Origin of the sequence: Micromonospora sp. CCTCC AA 2012012, from assembly GCF_040499845.1 — a bacterium.
Classification (GTDB): domain Bacteria; phylum Actinomycetota; class Actinomycetes; order Mycobacteriales; family Micromonosporaceae; genus Micromonospora; species Micromonospora mangrovi.
In genome coordinates, this window is the sequence record NZ_CP159342.1 from 1067267 (window position 1) to 1084496 (window position 17230).

At 71.9% G+C, this 17230-nt stretch carries 15 protein-coding genes; 1 reads left to right on the forward strand and 14 read right to left on the reverse strand.

Features of this window, described 5'->3' with window-relative positions; translation table 11 throughout:
* Positions 1-110 precede the first annotated feature (110 nt).
* The 7 genes from ABUL08_RS04985 to ABUL08_RS05015 form a co-directional block, all read right to left on the reverse strand.
* On the reverse strand, positions 111-1223 hold the full coding sequence (locus ABUL08_RS04985; RefSeq protein WP_350934949.1) for a C40 family peptidase: 1113 nt from the start codon (positions 1221-1223) through the stop codon (positions 111-113).
* Positions 1220-1711, reverse strand: coding sequence for a hypothetical protein (locus tag ABUL08_RS04990; RefSeq protein ID WP_350934951.1), 492 nt, complete (start codon positions 1709-1711; stop codon positions 1220-1222). Before ABUL08_RS04990 ends, ABUL08_RS04985 begins: the two co-directional genes overlap by 4 nt.
* Positions 1712-1851: 140 nt before the next feature.
* Positions 1852-2418: a hypothetical protein gene (locus tag ABUL08_RS04995; protein WP_350934954.1), complete on the reverse strand. Its 567-nt coding sequence runs from the start codon at positions 2416-2418 to the stop codon at positions 1852-1854.
* Positions 2419-2504: 86 nt separating this feature from the next.
* Entirely contained in the window at positions 2505-3140 is a 636-nt protein-coding gene (locus ABUL08_RS05000; protein WP_350934956.1) for a GGDEF domain-containing protein, read from the reverse strand.
* A 93-nt stretch (positions 3141-3233) separates the two neighbouring features.
* Positions 3234-3998 (reverse strand): MarR family transcriptional regulator, encoded by a 765-nt coding sequence (locus ABUL08_RS05005; protein ID WP_350934958.1) that lies wholly within the window; start codon positions 3996-3998, stop codon positions 3234-3236.
* A 568-nt stretch (positions 3999-4566) separates the two neighbouring features.
* Positions 4567-5145, reverse strand: coding sequence for a hypothetical protein (locus ABUL08_RS05010; protein WP_350934960.1), 579 nt, complete (start codon positions 5143-5145; stop codon positions 4567-4569).
* A gap of 133 nt (positions 5146-5278) precedes the next feature.
* Positions 5279-5929, reverse strand: coding sequence for a hypothetical protein (locus tag ABUL08_RS05015; protein ID WP_350934962.1), 651 nt, complete (start codon positions 5927-5929; stop codon positions 5279-5281).
* An 885-nt stretch (positions 5930-6814) separates the two neighbouring features.
* On the opposite strand from ABUL08_RS05015, the gene ABUL08_RS05020 reads away from it, so the two are divergent.
* A complete protein-coding gene (locus ABUL08_RS05020; RefSeq protein ID WP_350934964.1) occupies positions 6815-7381 on the forward strand; it encodes a hypothetical protein in 567 nt (188 codons plus the stop codon).
* Positions 7382-7464: 83 nt separating this feature from the next.
* On the opposite strand, the gene ABUL08_RS05025 is transcribed toward ABUL08_RS05020, so the two are convergent.
* From ABUL08_RS05025 to ABUL08_RS05055, 7 genes are all read right to left on the reverse strand, one after another.
* A complete protein-coding gene (locus ABUL08_RS05025; protein WP_350938499.1) occupies positions 7465-8283 on the reverse strand; it encodes a replication-relaxation family protein in 819 nt (272 codons plus the stop codon).
* A gap of 363 nt (positions 8284-8646) precedes the next feature.
* Positions 8647-11088 carry a helicase HerA domain-containing protein gene (locus ABUL08_RS05030; RefSeq protein WP_350938501.1) on the reverse strand — a complete coding sequence of 814 codons (2442 nt, stop codon included), beginning with the start codon at positions 11086-11088 and terminating at the stop codon, positions 8647-8649.
* A 68-nt stretch (positions 11089-11156) separates the two neighbouring features.
* Positions 11157-12947, reverse strand: coding sequence for a VirB4 family type IV secretion system protein (locus tag ABUL08_RS05035; RefSeq protein ID WP_350934966.1), 1791 nt, complete (start codon positions 12945-12947; stop codon positions 11157-11159).
* Positions 12944-13864: a PrgI family protein gene (locus ABUL08_RS05040; RefSeq protein WP_350934968.1), complete on the reverse strand. Its 921-nt coding sequence runs from the start codon at positions 13862-13864 to the stop codon at positions 12944-12946. The genes ABUL08_RS05035 and ABUL08_RS05040 overlap by 4 nt, the downstream gene beginning before the upstream one ends.
* 35 nt (positions 13865-13899) lie before the next feature.
* Positions 13900-14805 carry a conjugal transfer protein TrbL family protein gene (locus tag ABUL08_RS05045; RefSeq protein ID WP_350934969.1) on the reverse strand — a complete coding sequence of 302 codons (906 nt, stop codon included), beginning with the start codon at positions 14803-14805 and terminating at the stop codon, positions 13900-13902.
* A 2-nt stretch (positions 14806-14807) separates the two neighbouring features.
* Complete coding sequence (locus ABUL08_RS05050) at positions 14808-15188, reverse strand: pilin (protein WP_350934971.1); 381 nt, start codon at positions 15186-15188, stop codon at positions 14808-14810.
* A gap of 669 nt (positions 15189-15857) precedes the next feature.
* Positions 15858-16715 (reverse strand): hypothetical protein, encoded by an 858-nt coding sequence (locus ABUL08_RS05055; protein WP_350938503.1) that lies wholly within the window; start codon positions 16713-16715, stop codon positions 15858-15860.
* Positions 16716-17230: the final 515 nt, after the last annotated feature.

The window sequence follows — 17230 nt, forward strand, 5'->3', positions numbered from 1 at the left end:
GGGCTGCGCCGTCGGGTCGCGTCGGCGGGTGTGGCCGCCGGACAGCGGCTGCCGTACGGGGGACAGCGGAAGGAAGCGCCGCGCGTCTGCGCCGTCGCAGACGGACGCCCTCACGGCGGGGTGACGGGGCGGCGTACGGCGGCGAGCTGACCGGACCACGCGGACAGGCGGCTGATCTTGACGACGTCGCCGCTGTGCGGGGCTTGCACAATCAGCCCCTGCCCGAGATACAGGCCGACGTGGCCGGGACGGGCGGCGCTGCCCCGGCTGCCGGGAATGAACAGCAGGTCTCCCGCCCGCAGGTCCCGGTAGTCGCCGACCGCGGTACCCGCGTGGACCTGCTCGCTGGTGGTGCGCGGAAGGGCGATACCGGCGGCCCGGTACGCCTGCTGGATGAGGGACGAGCAGTCGCACTGGCGTCGAGCGACGCCGGAGCGCGGCGCGGTGCAGTCCCCGCCGAACGTGTAGGGGGTGCCGAGCTGGGCGAGGGCCCAGCCGATCGCGGTCACGACGGGCAGCGGCGTGTCGGGCGGCAGCGCGAACCCGGCGGGCAGGGGCACCTGTTCACTGCCGGCCTGCCCGTCGCCGCCGTCGACCAGGCACAACGGGTTACTCATCGCCTGCTCCAGATCGCCGGCGACGGGGCCGGCGGGGGTGCCGCCGGCCAGGACACGGATCAGGGCGATCGCGTCGTCTTCCCACGCCGCGTACGCGCCGGGAAACGCGGAGCGCTGCACGGCCTGCGCGGCGTCGGTCAACGCCATGGCCTGCCAGCCGTCGACGGCCAGCAGCGCCGTGTAGAACTTCCCAGCCGCGTAGCGGGGGTCGCGCAACTGGGTAGGGCTGCCCCACCCCTGGGACGGGCGTTGCTGGAACAGCCCGACGGAATCGCGGTCCCCGCCGGGCAGGTTGCGCAGGCCGGACTCCTGCATCGCGGCCGCCAGGGCGATGACCCAGCCGCGCGGCGGCACCGTCAGCTCTTCGCCGACCGCGACGATCACCGCCGCATTGGCCGTCTGCTCGCTGCTCCACCCGCCGGCCGCGGTGGCGGCGGGCGGGGCGGTGAGGGTGGGCAGCAGCGGCAGCCCGTCCGGGCCGACCGTGCGGTAGCAGGCGGCGGACGCGGTGCCGCCGCCGGTGAACAGGGCACCGATGGCGGCCGCGCACAGCACCAGCACGGCGATCACCCCGACGGCGACAGCGGCCAGAGCGCGGGCGGTCACGGGAGCGCGCCTGTCGTCGGCAGACCGCAGAGCCGCGGAAGGCCGTAGCCGGGCGCGGAAGGCAGGCAACCGGCGAGCGGGTAAGCGCCGGCGCACATGCCGTCCTCGGTGTACACCCTGATCGTGTCGGTGTCCTGCTCGATGAGGTAGATCCATGCGGCGTCGAGGTGCCCGGCGTGGCACAGCGGGAACACCGAGACGGGCTCTGGCACGTCGAAGGGAAGGGGAGCCAGGGGCATGCCGACGCCGGGCACCGGCTGCTGCCCACCGACTCCGGCGGTGGGGGTGGGGTGCGGGTCGAGGTGGTGCCAGTCGCAGGCGAGGATCGCGGTCACCAGCGCCCGCGTGTCGCGGCGGGCGTGACCGGCCCAGATCGCGGCCAGCATGGGCAGCACGACGGCCGGGTGGCCCCCATCGAGCAGGAACCGGGCGTGCACGAGCTGCGCCCTGTGGGGGTTGGCGGCGCCGATGTAGCAGTGACTGTTCACGGGACAGGGCTCCTTCAACGAGAGGGGGTTGACGCGGCGGGACGGGCTGTCAGGGCTGGAGGTGCTCCGGCAGGGGCGGCCAGGTGGTGGGTGGCGCGGCAGCCGACGACCGGCTGGTCGGGCCCGGGCCGGTGGGTGGGTCACGCCGTGCCCCCGCACGTCGTGGGACGGGTGTCCTGTGCGGTGGCGGCCAGGAGTGCGGCCAGACCGGGACGGGTGCCGGGCGTGCCGGGGTCGGGGGTGTCGTCGACGAGGAGCAGCGGGTGGTCCTCGCCGCGCAGGTGAGTCAGCTGGTAGGCGCGGCCGTCGATGTCGACGGCGTCGATACGGCGCGCCGGGCCGCCGAGGGTGGGGATGTCGTCGTAGCAGGCGGCCCAGGCCAGCAGCCGTGCGTCCGGCGCACATGCCCGGATGCGGCCGCTGATGGCGGCGAGGGTGGCCCGGTAGGGGGCCGTCGCGGACGGGTAGTGCAGAGCGTCGGCGAGGCGCTGCAGCAGGGTAGGAAGCCCCGTCGCGTCCGTGGGCAGGTCTTCGCGGCGCAGCGGGAACTCCAGGCTCCGTATTTCGCGCAGCCCCGCCGGCCCGGCGGCGGGCTGGTCGTGGAGGAGCAGCAGCGTCGCGGGCTGGCCCCAGCCGAGCAGGTCGGCGTCGGCGTTCGCGGCGAGGAGGCAGGCACTGAGGGTGTGGACGACGGTGAAGGACAACACTCCGGTCCTCCTTGCGGGCGTAGGTAGGGAAAGGACCCCGCAGCCGGGTCGGCTGCGGGGTCCTCGGTGGGCCGGGGAGGGGCGGGTCAGCGGAGGTGACGGTCGCGGCTACGCGCGGTGGGAGTGCGGTGCGGCTGGTACTCGCACACGCCGCTGCCGGTGTGTTTCGCCGCGTACATGGCGGCGTCGGCCTGCGCGAGGAGCTGCCGGGGCGTGGCGGAAGGCTGGTGGAGGTGGGTGTAGCCGACCGACGCCGTGACCCGAAGGGGGCCGTTGACCACGCGGATCGGTTCCGCGGCGATCACCTGCCACACCGTGTGGGCGACGGCGGCGGTGTCGTCCCGGTCGCCCGACACGAGCAGCGCGAACTCGTCGCCGGAGAGTCGGGCCGCGATGCGGACCGGGGTGGGGATGCGGGTCAGGAGACGGCCGATCTGATCGAGCAGGTCGTTGCCGGCGTCGTGGCCGAGGGTGTCGTTGACCGTCTTGAACCGGTTGAGGTCCAGCAGCACCACCCCCACGGGCGTGGTGTCGGCGAGCGCGGCGCGCAGATGGGTGAGGAACAGCCGCCGGTTCGGCATGCCGGTGACCTCGTCGTGGGTGGCCTCGTAGCGGGCCGCGGCGAGGGCTTGCTGCTGGCGCCACAGCAGCGCGCCGGCGAGGGCGAGACCGGCGAGGATCCCGCCGACAGTGGTGACGATGACGTACAGGGTGGGACACACTGAAGTTGCTCCTTCGGTAATAAGGAGCACCGGGGGCGGGCGTGAGTCGCCAAACTTCGACGTCCGCCCCTGGGCTACCTGACAGGGGTCGGGCTATCGGCTGACGGGCGCGTACTGGAAGGTGGCCGGCTTCTCCACGGTCTGGACCGCCGTGCCGGCGGCGGCCAGCTTGACCGCCGCGTTGTACACGGCGCCGGCGCTGGCTTTCTTCGTCCCGGACCCGGCGTTCGCGGCGTCGATGAGCTTGCACAGCTCACCGGTCTTGTACTGCCGGTCGGGATGGGCTTCGAGGATGTCGAGCACCGCGCCGGACAGCGACCCCTTCGGTCGACGGCAAGATGTCGCCGAGGGGCCCTCACCGCGGGCGTCGGCGTGGCTCTCGGCGGGATCGGCTACTCGGTCGGCTGCTGAACCCTGGTCCGCGTCCGCCGAGAGTCGGGGTTCCTCGTCGTCACGACGAGGTGGTGCCGTGACCGGCGCGGTGAGCGCACTGGCATCCGGCCCCGAGGCTTCCTCGCCGATGTTCCCGTCTGCCGGAATGATCTGCTCGCCCTCCGGCCCTGGGGAGTCGGTGGTGTCCGGTGTGGCCTGCTCCGGCTCGTCATCGGGCCCGTCGGCCGATGCTTCAGGGGAGAGCGGGTCGGCTTGCGTGTGAGCGCGGCCGCTGTCGGTCAACCGCCACAGGGCGCGGTTGCCGTCGGTGGAGAACTTCTCGACCTGGCCGGTCTGCTCCCAGGCGCGCAGCTTCGCCGTCGCGGTGGAGTAGCCGAGCCCGGCGTGGGTGGCCACGGCTGCGGCGCTGGCCTCGCCGAGAGCGCCGAGCGCGGCGAGGACCTTGAACATGGCGTGCGCCGGCACCTGCTCTGGGGTATCGGTCATGGGCGTGTCCCTTCCAAGGGGTGGAGGTCAGCACTGATCCACGCTTCGAACGCGGCGCCGATCAAGTGCACGGGGATCTAGAACGGGGATTCGGCGGGAGCGGACGTCGACCGCGGCGCCTGCGGCGGGCGGCGTTCTCCCGGGTGCGGCCGGCTCAGTTGCTTAGGTGCAGCCGCAGCCGTAAACGGAGAGGCGTCGAGGTGGTGTAAGTCCCAGGACCAGTGGTAGGCGCCGATGCTGTAGTAGCCGTTTCGGTCGGGGCCACCGGAGCATGGGAAAAGGGAAAGGGCGGCCTGTTGCCGGCCAGGCGTGGGTGCGGCCCCCAGCCCGGGGCGTCCCGGCCGGCCATCGAGCTCTGTACGGGCACGTGTGGCCATACGGCGTGGTGTCGGTCAGGCCAGGTGCTGGTGGATGCCCGCGCGCGGAGCGGCAGCAGCGAGCGGTCGAAGAGGCGTTGGCGGCCGGCGGCAGCCGGGACCGCGTACCGGATCGGCCGGTGCGTCCGAGGGACCTTGCCGCGTCCCAGCCCGGGGATGGTGTAGTTCGGTCAGGCACGCGCCGCGGTGAGCAGGTGGCGCAGGCAGGCCGGGATGACGGTGGCCCGCACCCGTGCCGGCGGGTCGTCCAGCACGACGGTCGTGGTGGTGTCGAGGCCTCGGTACCGCAGGATCTGGTAGTGCCGGCCGTCGACGTCGCAGGCGGTGACCGCCCGCACCGGGATTCCCTCCTCGGGCGTCGGCAGCCCCTGGGCGGCGGCCTGGCGGCGGCCGGCGTCGCTGGTGTCCAGGCCCTCGCCGAGGAACGCCATCCCGAGCAGCCGCCGCTGCCCGGCGCGCGCCCACTCCGTCAGCAGCGGCGCCGACTCGGCGGTGGTGAGGTGGGTGGTGAGGGTCTTCAGACCGACCCAGTAGGGCAGCCGCATGCCAGGGATGGTCTGCGCGTGCAGCCACCAGAACGCCGGGTCAATCGTGAGGGCGTCGGTGTCGATGCGGGGCTGGTGACGGTGGGTGGTGGCGTCGAACAGGCCGAGCAGCGCCGGCAGGGCATCCCAGCCTCGGGTGTCCGCGTCGCGTTCGACGGCGGTGAGCGCCGCACGGATGGCGGCGGCGCGGTGTCGTGACCTCATCAGAGGAGACCTCCTTGTGTGAGGGGTGCGCAGGGTCAGGCCTGCGGTGTCGGGGTGCGGATGCGCAGCGGCCGGGCGGCGCGCCCGGCTTCCCTCGCGTCCAGGGGCCGGTGCGCGCCGTCCGGCCGGAGGGTTAGAGGGCGACCGCGAGCAGCCGCTGGTCCGGCGCGACGGAGTCGAGATGACGCAGGGCCTGCTCCAGGTAGGTCACCCGGTGGGCGAACGCGTCACTGACCGGGGCCAGCTTGCGGCCATCGGCGGTGAGCAGCGCGTCACCGACGATCGCGCTGGTGGCGTGATAGTGCTGGTACGCCATCTGGCCTGCCTGATACATCTCCAGCTCCCTCGTGTGGGGCTGGCCAGGACCGGGCGTCGCCGCGGCGTGCATGCGCATCGCGTTGACGCGCGGCTGCGCGAGGAAGTCGGCCGTGGCGGCCTCGAACGGGTATTTCTGCGGGTCGGTGAGATGGCGGCTGGCGAACACCGGCCACGGAATGGCCGGGCGGGTGCCGTGCACGACCTGCTGCCAGATCTGGTAGCGGATCCCGGCACCAACGCCAGCGGCGTGGCGCATACCCTGCAGGTCCAGCAGCCTGACCGGTCCGCCCGCGCACGGCGCGGGGCGGCCCTTGCGCAGGCCGATCATCTGCTGGCGCTGCCACAGCCGCAGCTGGGCAACTGCCCAGAACTGGGGCTTGAGGGTGCCGGCAACCCCGAACCGTGTGTGCAGCTGATGCGCGGTGAGCGCCTCGGCGGGCAGCTCGTCGGGCAGGCAGACGATCATCGTGGCGATGGTCGGCGCCGGCGTGACGGTCTTCGGGACGACAGTTGCCGGGGTGGGAGCCGGCCGGCGTAGGGGCGTGGGAGTGGCCCTTCCGGCGGCCGGTGGGGAGGGTGTGGCGGGCACGCGGCTGCCGTGACGGGTCAGCGGGGTGCCGTTCAGAGCGGACATGCGCAGGTCCTCCTTCGGTGCGTGTGGGCACGCGGGATTGACCGGCCCACCGGGTACATGGGTCGGGTCAGAGCGGAAGAGAAGAAGCGGTGCAAGTGGTTGGTGCGACCTCGAGGGCCGTCGCGCGGGGCGCGTGCCGACCGGCCGGAGCGGGTGGGCGTCGCGTACCGCGGGGTGCGGCGGAGTGTCCCTGAGGTGGGACCGAACCGGGGGTGGAGCGATCTGTGGGGTGTGGTGTTGCCGGAAACGGTAACGGTGATGTCTGTCAGGGCCTGCCGCCCACGTCGTGGATGCACACCGCCTCTGAGCAGCGCTGTCAGGCGCCGCAGCGCCAGCGTGGGCTGGTGAGGCGAAGTCACTGTCAGAACCAGCAGTTCTGACAGACGACGGTGTCGGTTGTCAGAGGGCGGAGACGCGCAGCGGGTCATCCACCACAGCAAGATCGGTGACCGCGGCCCCAGCAGCGGGTGATGCGCGACGACGGTTGACCGAGCGAGGCCATCACGGGCCGCGAGAGCGCCGTATCCTGCTGCGGTGCCGCTCCCCTGGTCGACTGCGCTCCGTCTTCTGCCATCTCCGTACGCGAACCGTGCACCGCACAGAGTGGTCGCCGGGCTCCTGGCCGGCGTGCTGCTCGCAGGCTGTGGGCTCGTCACTGGGAAGGGCCCGACCGCCTTGTTGCGGTTCGCGTTCGCGGCCACCACGGGGGACGGGTTCATGAACCAGTTGCTCACGATCTACAACGACGGCCCCACCATGCTGGCCCCGACGCTGGAGTTCACGGCGCTCGACGCCCACCGGCGTCCGCTGCCGACGGTGAGGGTGACCACCGCCTACGGCAGTGAACGTGGTGAGTTGGTCATCCCTCCGGGCTTCGGCACGGACGTGCTGATCTTCACAGGGGAGGAAGCCCAGGCGGCGGAGGATGTGACTGTCTCCGTGCGCACCGCGGAGACGGTGAACGCCCCACGGGTCGACATCGAGCCCGTCGTCACCCCGATGGACGACTCTGGTCGCGTACTCGACCGCAACAGCAGGTTCACCACTGTGTCGTTGAAAAACGATGACAGCGAACAGATGAGCGTCCGACTCGTGTACATCATCTGGACATGGCCCGAGAAAGACGAGCGTCAGCAGCCCGATCGCGTGGTACCGGTCGGTGACCTGGTAGTCATTCCACCCAAGCAGACGATGCTCGTGCCGGTGACCGGGGAGGCGCAGGCCGCCGTGGCGAGCACTGCGGGACGCATACCGGCCAGTATCAAGGCGTACCTGTCCCGGTAGGCCCCATGCCGTCGGCTCACCTCGCACCAGCGGGAGCAGTTCGGGTACCTCGACCGTCGGCGCCATCTCGAGGTGCTCCCCGGCTAATGGCTGGTGTCGGGGCGGGTGAAGCGGTGCGGGTTGGTGGCGGGGCTGTCGGGGCCATGGTCGCTGGGCAGCTCGTGCAGGCGCCGCCGCCGCCCCGGGTCGGTGGTGAGAGTCCACGCCGCTGCAGCCGGATGCTCGTCGTGCACGCCGGTGACGACCGGCATGGCGGTAGGGACGCCTGCCAGGGCATGCAAAAGGTTCGCCTCACGACGGCGGCTGCGCACGCGCAGCAAAACCGGGTAGCAGGGGCCCCCTTCGGCAAGACGCTCGTAGCCACGCAACTTCCGCAGCACCGTCGCCAAAGGCTCCGTGCCGTTGTCGTGCTCGAGGAAGAATCCCACCTCCCGTCCTTCGGCACGCCAGATGCCGTGCCCGTCCGGACGAACGCCGGCCATGGCGTAGGCGGCGGTGGCGTGCTGCTCGGACCACCACCGCGCCAACTCCACGTCGTCGCGATCGCGCGCGTAGGCGAGGAGGTCGGTGAAGAGTTGGTTGGTGCCCAGCAGGTGCGCCAGGCGACGACTCGCGACGATACGTTCCGTCCGGTCGATGCTGCTGCGCGGCGGTCGGGCATCGAGTCGGTCGGGATCGTTGTAGGCGGTGGGGTGGACCAGCATCCCCAGCGGTCCGAGGGCGTACAGGTATTGGCTGTCGCCGGTGGTGATGTCGACGAACCGGCTGACGGCGTCGATGGTGTGCAGAGTGGCCAACCGTAGGCGGGCAGAGCGGGGCGACGGGAACAGCGCCTCGGTGATCTGGTCGGTGGACAGCACGTAGTGCTCGGCGAGCCACGCCAGGAGCTGCCGGTCGCGCATCGTCAATCGGCGCAGGTTATCCAGCCGGGAGCGGCGGCTGCTGACGCTGCGGGAGGCCAGAAGGCGAGGGTGCAGGGAGGGTGGGTGGAAGACCGGACGATCGGTAGACACGATGCTTTCCCTTCAGGGGAATGGATGGTCCCCTCCTGTGGGAGGGGTGTCTGGAATCTGCACGCGCGTGACCGTGGCCGGCGGCAGGCGTTTGAGCAGCACTGACAGGCCTCTGAGCGTGGCGGTCGCGGGTGGCCGGAGCTGACGGCTGATGGAAGGAGAGGTGAAGGGCCAACGGATGGGGCGGCGTCAGCTCGCCTCGGTAGCGCGGCGAGCGCAGAACACTCGTCGCCCTTACCTCGGCCGTCTCTGTCAGGAAGTGCCTCTGCCGCCTTTGGCCTTGGCGCTCGTGTCCTTGCGGGCATGCGACCACCGGTCCACCAGGGCGTCGATGGCGCTCGTGTTCTGCGGCCGCACCGTCCGCGCGGCGATCTCCCGGATCGCGGTGGCCTCACCGACGACCGGCTGAGGTGGGCGGGTACGCAGCGTGAACGCCGGGGTCTGCCGGCCGTCCACGACGAGACGGGTCGCAGCGGTGTACGCGTCGAGATGGGTCAGGTCGTGCTCGTCCAGCTCGGGCAGCGTGTGGCGGGCCAGGACACGGGCGTCTTCGGGGGCGCACGAGAAGTAGATCTTGTTGCGGGCGTTCGCCGACGCGGCGGCGAGGAGGTCCTTCGGGAACTGAGCGAGGTCCTGATGCGACAGCACCAGTGACAGCCGGTACTTGCGGGCCTCGGCGAGCATCGTGTCCAGACTGTTGGCCAGCGTCAGGAAGTTCTGCGCCTCGTCGATGATCAACGTAGCGTCGCGCCGCTTCTCCGGGGCCGTTCTGGCGCGGGCGGTGGCGGCCTGCCACACCTGCGCCAGGATCAGGGAGCCAAGAAGCTTGCTGGTGTCCTCCCCGAGTTGGCCCTTAGGGATCCGGACGAGGAGAGCTCCACCGTCGAGGACCTTGCCCATGTCGAAACTCGACTGCGGGTAGCGCATGGTGCGTTTGACGAAGTCGCGCAGCAGGAACGCCCGCAGGCGCGCCAGGACGGGCCCGATAACCTGCGACCGTAAGGCCGGGTTGAGCTCGTCGTACCACTGCCAGAAGCCGGACAGGCCGGCCGGATCATCGAGGTCGACGGTCATCGCCGACCGAAACTGCGCGGAGTTGAGCAGCGGCGGGATGTGCTGCAGGGTGACGTTGGCGTGCCGCAGCAGAGTCAGACACGCCACCCGCATCACGTCGTCCATGCGGGGCCCCCACGCCTTCGCGAAGATGTTCCCGAAGATCGACACCAGGTTGTCGACCACGAGGTCGGGGTCGTCACCGGACAGCGGGTTGAGGGTGGGTGGATTCGGCTGGTCGGGGTCGAACAGGACGAGGCGGTCCGCGACCGAGGCGGGCAGCCGGTCCAGGATGTCCAACACCATGTCGCCGTGCGGGTCGATGACGACGGTGCCGCGGCCGGCCTTGATGTCGTCGACGGCCATGTTGACCAGCAGTGTCGTCTTTCCGCTGCCGGTGGAGCCGACGACGTGCAGGTGGTAGCGAGCGTCGGGGACGGCCAGGGCGACACCATGGCCGCCGACCTGCGCGTCACCGATCATCTTCGTGCCGCGCCCGCCCGTGGGCACCGCGACGGGGGTGGGCATGGACTTCGCCCGCGCCCGGTCCAGGCCGGGCACCGCCAGGTCGCGGGGCAGAGCGGCGAGGGCGGCCAGCTCGGGGGTCGAGGTGAGGAACCCAATGCCGAGCCGCCGCCGGGCGAGCACCGCGGCCGGATGCGGCATGCGGGTGCGGTGGGTGAGGCGGTTGCGGCCGGAGTAGACCGCGAAGGACGCGGCGACGGTGTCGGCGATACCCCGCAGCCGGGGCCGCTGGTCGGTGGCAACCCGCCGGCTGTCCTTACCGATGGCGTACCGCACGGCGGTCTCCCACAGCGGGTGGGATGTCTTGTCGAGGATCGCCCGCACGTCCCGCTCCACCCCCGGATCCCGCCTTCCCACGGCGGGGCCGGACCGGGGTCGGGCGGAAGGTCCCGGTAGGAACACCTCGATGACCGCGAGCAGCGCGGCTGCCGGGTTGATGGTGGGGATGGGGGTCTTCCCGTCGCGCAGCCGGGCGGCGGCGCGACGTGCGCGCCGCACCCGGCGGGGTGCGGCGGGGCGGGCGAGGACCTGAACGCAGGCGTGCTCGTCGGCGCGTAGCTGGGATCCTGCGGACATCAGGGCCCGCAGCGGATCGTTGTCCTGGTCGGTGTCGAAGGGCAGCCATTCGGGGGCGGTGGGCAGCAGGTGCCCGCCGACTGCCGTCGGCACGTCGATGGGTATCGGTGGTGGGGGTGTGTCGTCGGTGGTGCAGGCGGCGCCCGGCCAGGCGGCGCGGACGGCGGCTTCGACGGCGCCGGGTGGGACGGTGCCGGGCACCCACATCGAGATGAGCAGCCGCCGGCCCGTCCAGGTGTACTGCCACACCACATGGGGGCTGCCGTAGAGGAGGCGGCGACGTCGGGACGGGGTGAGGGTGCCGGTGAGGTTCGCCCACAGGGCCGGCGCGCTGTGCGGGTCGACCTCCGGTGGCGGGGCGATCGTCACCAGGCGGGCGCCGTCGGCGTGCCGCCGATGCCGCCACCCGGCGAGCAGCTGGCGTCCGGCGACGGCGGCGATCAGGGCGGCGGCGGCCACGGCCAGCAGCCAGGGCCGCTGCTGCGCCCACCCAGCGGCGTCGAGGACCCACCGGGCCGGGACGCTCGAAGGCGCGACCACGCCGACGCCCGGCCCGGGCGGACCGGGCGTCGGCGTGGCGGATGAGAGAGTGATGCTGGCGGCCGTGATCACAGGTCGTCTCCCTCGTCGTCAAGATGAGCGAGGTCTGCCGGGCGGGTGGTGCACAACTGGTGCTCGGTGTCGGAGGCGATGGTTTCGAAGCTAGTCCGGTTGGTGCCGCAGATCAGCAGCCCTCGACCGACGCGCGCGGACAGCAGGAGCCGTCGTTCGCCGGCGGTCAGGCCGAACGGGTCACCGATGGCGTCGATGGCCTGCGGGGCCTGCTTGAGCAGCACCTGCGTGGCGGAGTTCGCGACGACAGCCTGACCGAGGTCGCTGCCCAAAACGTCGGCGACGTCCTGGGTGATGACGGTCAATCCGGCGTGGCGCTTGCGGGCGGCCTTGGACATGCGGAACAGGAACCGGGCCCCTTCGCCGTCCCGCATGAGCAGCCACGCCTCGTCCACCACCACCAAACGGCGCACCAGCCGGCGGGGGGCGTCGACCTGCCGCCAGATCGCGTCCAAGGCGAGGAGGGTGCCGATAGCGCGCAGCTCGTCGGGCAGGTGCCGCAGCGACCACACCACCAGGTGCCCGTCAGGGCGGGTGGTCGTTGGTCCGTCGAACAAGTTCGAGAACGACCCGGCCACCCAGGGGGCGAGGCGCGCGGCGAGCTGCCCGGCGGCAGGATCATCGTCGGCGTGCAGACGGTCCGCGAGGTCCCGCAGCAGCGGGGCGGGCCGGTGATGGGTAGCGGGGTCGGCGGTGATGCCCGCGGCCCGGTAGACGGCGAGGATCGCCCGGTCCAGGGCGGCCCGCTCCCCGGGTGGCGGCTGCTGGCCGAGCAGCACGCTGACGAGGGTGTGCAGGAACAGGCCCCGACGGGTGAGCACGTCGGGGCGGGTGTCCCCGGCGGGCAGGTCGAACGGGTTGACCTTCACCCCGGCCGCTCCGAGGCGCACCACGGTGCCGCCGACGGCGTCGGCGAGGCGCAAGTACTCGTCCTCCGGGTCGATGACGGCGACCTGCACCTGCTGGTACAGGTTCCGCAGGATCTCCAGCTTCACGAAGTAGCTCTTGCCGGCGCCGGAGCGGGCCAGGACAACGGAGTTGTAGTTCTCCTGGGCCCAGCGGTCCCACCACACGATGCCCCCGGAGTCGGGGTTGACGCCGTAGAGGATGCCGCCCTCGGCCGGGGGATCGCCGGGCAGCGGCGCGGGCAGATCCGCGCAGGCGAGCGGAAACGCGGCGGCCAACGCGGCGGTGTCCATGGTGCGGCGCACCTGCAGCAGGTCGGTGGCCAGGGGCAGGGTGGTGGTCCAGCCGGCGAGGTGCCGCCACGTGGCGGGCTGCACCTCGATCAGCGTCGACGCGGCGGCGGCTTTCACCTGCGCGCACGCGTCGAGGAGTTCGGCTTCGGTGCGGGCGTGCACGGTCAAGTAGAGCCCGACACGGAACAGCTTCGCCACGCCGCGAGCGAGCCGCCGGGCGAGGTCCGCAGCGTCATCTGCGGCGGCCTCCATCGACGGGTCGGACAGCTTGCCGGACTCGGCATCAACCCGCCGGGAGGACTCGAAGCGGGCCCGCTGGTTCCGCAACCGGGACGCGGCGACCGGGGCGGGCAGAGGTTCGATGTGCAGGGCCAGGTCGAGGCGGCCCGGCCAGGACAGCAGCGGCTCCAACCAGGCCGGGCCGACCTCGGCCGGGTAGCCGGTGACCACGAGGGTCGCGGCGTAGCCGTCGCCGACGCGCAGCATCCGCGGTGTCACCTCGACCGAGGCGGGAGCAACGGTGGCCGCCAACGCCGACGACTGCCGGCCACCGACGGTGGACGCACGGAAACGGGTGAGGGCCTTCATCGGGGATCCTTCTTCCTGACGGTGGTCGTGTCCGGGCCGGTGATGACGGTGTCGGGGGCGGCGAGGCCACCGGGTCGCGGCGGCCGGTACGGGTCGGCGGCGGCGGCGACCGCCGCCGTCACGGCAGCGCCGTCGAGGGCGCGGGTGGTCACCCCGAGACCGGACAGGGCGCGGACGGTGTCGTCGGCGCGGCGGCGAGCGGCGTGCTCGCCCCGCTCGCCGGGGCTGGTGCGGGTGACGATGAGGACCTGCCGGCGCAGCGGGTCCCTGCGGGCGGCCAGGTCGTCGAGAAAACGGCCGTGGTCGGCCGCCGCGTCGGCCAGGGCCGGATGCGCCAGCGTGTTCGCCGCGCTGGTGAGAGCGCGGGCGGCCGAGTGCAGGTCCACCGGCTGCGCCGACACGACGACCTGCGTGGGCGTGGCCAGGCTGTTGAGCCAGCGGCCGAACGTGTCGACCAGGGCGGCCTGCTCGTCAGGAGTGCGCAGGGCCAGGTTGACGGTGGTCGCGGCGACCATCGCCGCCCGCGTCCCACCGAGCCGGATCTCCCCACCGTCGTCGATCGCGTCGGCGGGCAGCCTCAGCGGCGCCGGCAGCATCACCTGCGCCTTCGGCGCCTGCACCCAGTCGGGGGTCTTCGACGTCGTGTCGGTGGTCGACAGCGCCCGAGAGGCCCGGCGGTAGCGGACGGCGGCCAGCAGCCACACGTCCAGCGGCAGGCCGTCGCGACGGCCGACCGCGACACCGAACACCAACCCACCGACGACCACGCCGCCACCCATAAGCACCGACACCGGCACGACGGTGTGCAGGCACCGCCACACGCCGTAGAAGGCGAGGGCGGCGACGGCGACGATCGCCAACTGCCGGAACGTCAGCCCGTAGGCGACCGTGTCGGGGGCGTCAACATCAGCGGGCATCCGCGCCCGACCGACGTCACCTGCGTCGCGGGGCGTCACCGGGCCACCGCCCGCAGACCGGGAACCGCGCGGGTGACCTGCTGCACCAGGATCACCCGCACCGCGGAGCCGACCATGTTTGTCCCGCCGCCGCCCGACGTGGACACGACGCGGCGCATCAGCGCGGGAACCCGCAGCGTGGTCCACAGCATGACCATCACGACGAACAGGTTGATCACCCCACCGGGTTCGACCGGCAGGCCGAGCACCGGCAGCAGATGGTCGGGGTCGGTGAGCATCCACTGCCCGGCATACAGGGTGAAGCCCTGCACCACCGGCACCGCCAACGCGCCAATGTAGGAGCGCCACCACAGGCGGGCGACCGCATCGGTCTGCGGGAGCGCGTGACACGCCAAAGCCAGGGGAGCGAACGCGGTCAGGACGAGAACAACAGCGAAGCGAACAATCACACTGAACGCGGTCGATGCCACGAGGACGGCGATGATCGCCACGCAGACCACGAACAACAACACAACGCTCGAGTCCTGCCCGGCGGTAATGTGGGTCCTGATCGCCCGAAGGGCACTGTCGGTGTCGCCCTCGCCGGCGGTGAGGGTGGCGGTGAGGGCGTTGGCGAGGTCGATGACCATGTCGCACCACAGCTGCGAGAAGTGCGCGGCGACGAACCCCACAATCAGGCGGGGGAGAAGGTCCTTGACCGTGTAGCGGGACCGCTCGTCACCACCGGCGGTCAGGGTGAGCACCCCCACGGCGACGAACGCGAGAACGAAGACGGTGTCCACGACAAGAACCGAACGGCCGGTCAGGGCCTGCACCTGCGGCAGGCCGGTGACGTTCGGGGTGACCAGCAGGGCGCTGCTGATCACACCGAACAGCGCGTCCAGGGCCGCGAGGATTCCCGTCGCCAGCCAGTCGAGGATCTGGTCGAGCAGCCAGCCCATGGTCAGCCCCCGACGATGCCCTGAACGACCTGCAACAGCACCGGCGCCAGGACAGCCAGGCCGTAGCCGACCAGCGCGTTCTTCAACGCGCCCTTGGCCCGCTCGACCTGCGCCGGGTCACCGCCGGCCGTGGCCCAGTAGACACCCGCGAGCACGAGGAACAGGGTGGCCAACCCGGCGAGCATGCCGACCAGCCACACCTGCAGGTTATGCACGACCACCGGCAGGGAGTTCACCGCCAGCACCGGCGCGCCGGTGTCGGCGTACGCGGCGGCAGGCACGCACAGGACCAACACGCCGGGGCCGGCAACAGCGGCGACGCGGCCCGCGACACGGGTCATAGGGGAGTGGAGGAGGACACGACAACGAAGGATGCGGAACATGGGCGGGTTCACCTCCGGCTCCACCCCCGCCAGGGGTGGAGCGTCGAAACGGCGGGCATGGATGCCGCCGCCGGGCCCGGGAGACAGGGCGTCATCGAACCGCGACAGACCCCGGGAGGAGCACGTCCTCCCTGTCGGATGTACGGGTATCGGTGAGGTGTCAGCGCACCAAGACGGCGCGGCACCCGAGGTGCCCGGCTCGCGTCACCCCACCTCGGGGCCCGGCGACGGACGGAACCTCCCGAGCGGCACATCAGCACCGTAGGAAAGGTTCCGCACCCTCAAACCGGCGTTTGTCAGCTCTGGCGGACACCCCCCGACCTGACGGGCGGCTGGCAGCGGGGCGGCACGTCTGACAGCTCCACCGGATCGCATCTCCGAGACGGGTGGGTTGCGTTACGGACAGCGCGACGGTCAACTCCCGGTTCGGGTCAATCGGTATTGGTGTCCTGTGCCAGGCCCCGCCCGTCCGATCGCGCCGAGGCCCACGACACAACCCGCGATCCCGCGTCGCACCAGGTCCCACAGCGAGGCTGGCTACCAGGTCCAGCCCGGTGCGGCGCCGAGCTGGACCGCCACGCTCGCGCGTACTGCGGTAGGGAAGGGCGGCGACAGCAGAGGCGGGGTCCGAGCTCGCGCTCGGACCCCGCCTCGAGAACATCTCCCAGGTCAGGCAGCGGCGGCCGCCGGGCCGGACGTGGTGGTGGCGCGGCCCGCGCGGGTCCGCTCCCGGTGCACGGCCTGATTCTGCAGCTGCGCCCGGGCCGCCGGGGACACCACGCTCGTGAGCAGTCCCTTGGCGAGGGCATCCGCGATCCGCTCATCGATGCCGTTCATCCGTTTGCGCAGCGCGTCGACGGTGATGCCCAGACGCGCGGCGATCGGTTCGATCGCCCTACGGCCGAGCCGCAGGTCGATGTACGGGTCGAGGTCGGTGTGCTCGAGCAGCCCGAGTCGGGCGGCGCGGCGCACCAGCAGGTCGGGATGGCCGTAGGGAACGTGGGGGGTGCGGGGGCCGGTGACGTGCTCGACGTCCTCCACCGGCACGGCAGGGCCGGTGCGGCGCAGCATCTCGTGTCCGGCCCGCCACGCGGCCATGCACAGCGCCGCGTGCGGGGCAGGCTTGGCCAGGTCGACATGGTCGCGCAGCGCGGTGAGGAAACCGGTGAGGATCTCCGCGTCGAGGTCGTCGGCATCACCGGACCAACCGGCACGCAGGTGACCGGCGTGCCGGCGCAGCGCGGGCATCGCCATCGCCACCGCAGCGATCACCCACGACGGGCCGTCGAGACGGGCGCGACGGACCAGCTCCCGCCACACCGCGTCACGCGCCGCGTAGGCGTCAGGACGGCGCAGCAGCCAGTCCCGCAGCGCCGGAAGTGCCATGACACCAGCCGGTAGGCCCGTGTCATGGCCGAGGCTGTCCAGGTCGAGTGTCATCGGGGCGGGACCAGTGGTCAACGCCGTGAAGGCCGCATCGACGGCGTCAAACGGCGAGGCAGGCCAGTCCGGGTCGGACACGGTCATGTCCACACACTCCATGTCATCGATGAATAGCCGAGGAGGTGGGCCCCGGCGCCGAAGGCACTGATTGCGCCACAACGACCTCACAGGCCTCTGACAACAGGCCGAGGCGTCGAGGACGCCACGGGCCGCGCGGACCTGACAGACACCGGCGGCCACCGGCGTCGACTCTGACAACGGTCTGACAAAGTGGCCTTGACCTGCGAACTGACACTGCCAGACTGATGGTGACAGCAGCCGCGCCCATGGATTGGACAGCCGCGCCGCGCGCCCCCGCAGGGCCGGCAGCGGTCTGACAAAACTTGGCCGTGACGGCCCGGCCGCCTCTGACAAAACGCCGGCGTCAGACATCGCCGGCCTGACGGCGGCATGCCACTCCGCGGGGCGAACCGCTCGGACAGCAGCGCCGCCGGACGACATGACACCGCCGCGCTGTCATCGACGACACCATGCCGGCATGACACGGCGCGGCGCCGGCCGACAGCGCCGGCCACGCATCGGTGTCACAGGCATCCGCC

Coding starts and splice junctions, on each gene's coding strand:
- ABUL08_RS05010 (WP_350934960.1), bottom strand. CDS start 5,145: ATGAGGTCACGACACCGCGCCGCCGCCATCCGTGCGGCGCTCACCGCC.
- ABUL08_RS05015 (WP_350934962.1), bottom strand. CDS start 5,929: ATGATCGTCTGCCTGCCCGACGAGCTGCCCGCCGAGGCGCTCACCGCG.
- ABUL08_RS05020 (WP_350934964.1), top strand. CDS start 6,815: ATGAACCAGTTGCTCACGATCTACAACGACGGCCCCACCATGCTGGCC.
- ABUL08_RS05025 (WP_350938499.1), bottom strand. CDS start 8,283: ATGCGCGACCGGCAGCTCCTGGCGTGGCTCGCCGAGCACTACGTGCTG.
- ABUL08_RS05035 (WP_350934966.1), bottom strand. CDS start 12,947: ATGAAGGCCCTCACCCGTTTCCGTGCGTCCACCGTCGGTGGCCGGCAG.
- ABUL08_RS05040 (WP_350934968.1), bottom strand. CDS start 13,864: ATGCCCGCTGATGTTGACGCCCCCGACACGGTCGCCTACGGGCTGACG.
- ABUL08_RS05045 (WP_350934969.1), bottom strand. CDS start 14,805: ATGGGCTGGCTGCTCGACCAGATCCTCGACTGGCTGGCGACGGGAATC.
- ABUL08_RS05050 (WP_350934971.1), bottom strand. CDS start 15,188: ATGTTCCGCATCCTTCGTTGTCGTGTCCTCCTCCACTCCCCTATGACC.
- ABUL08_RS05055 (WP_350938503.1), bottom strand. CDS start 16,715: ATGACCGTGTCCGACCCGGACTGGCCTGCCTCGCCGTTTGACGCCGTC.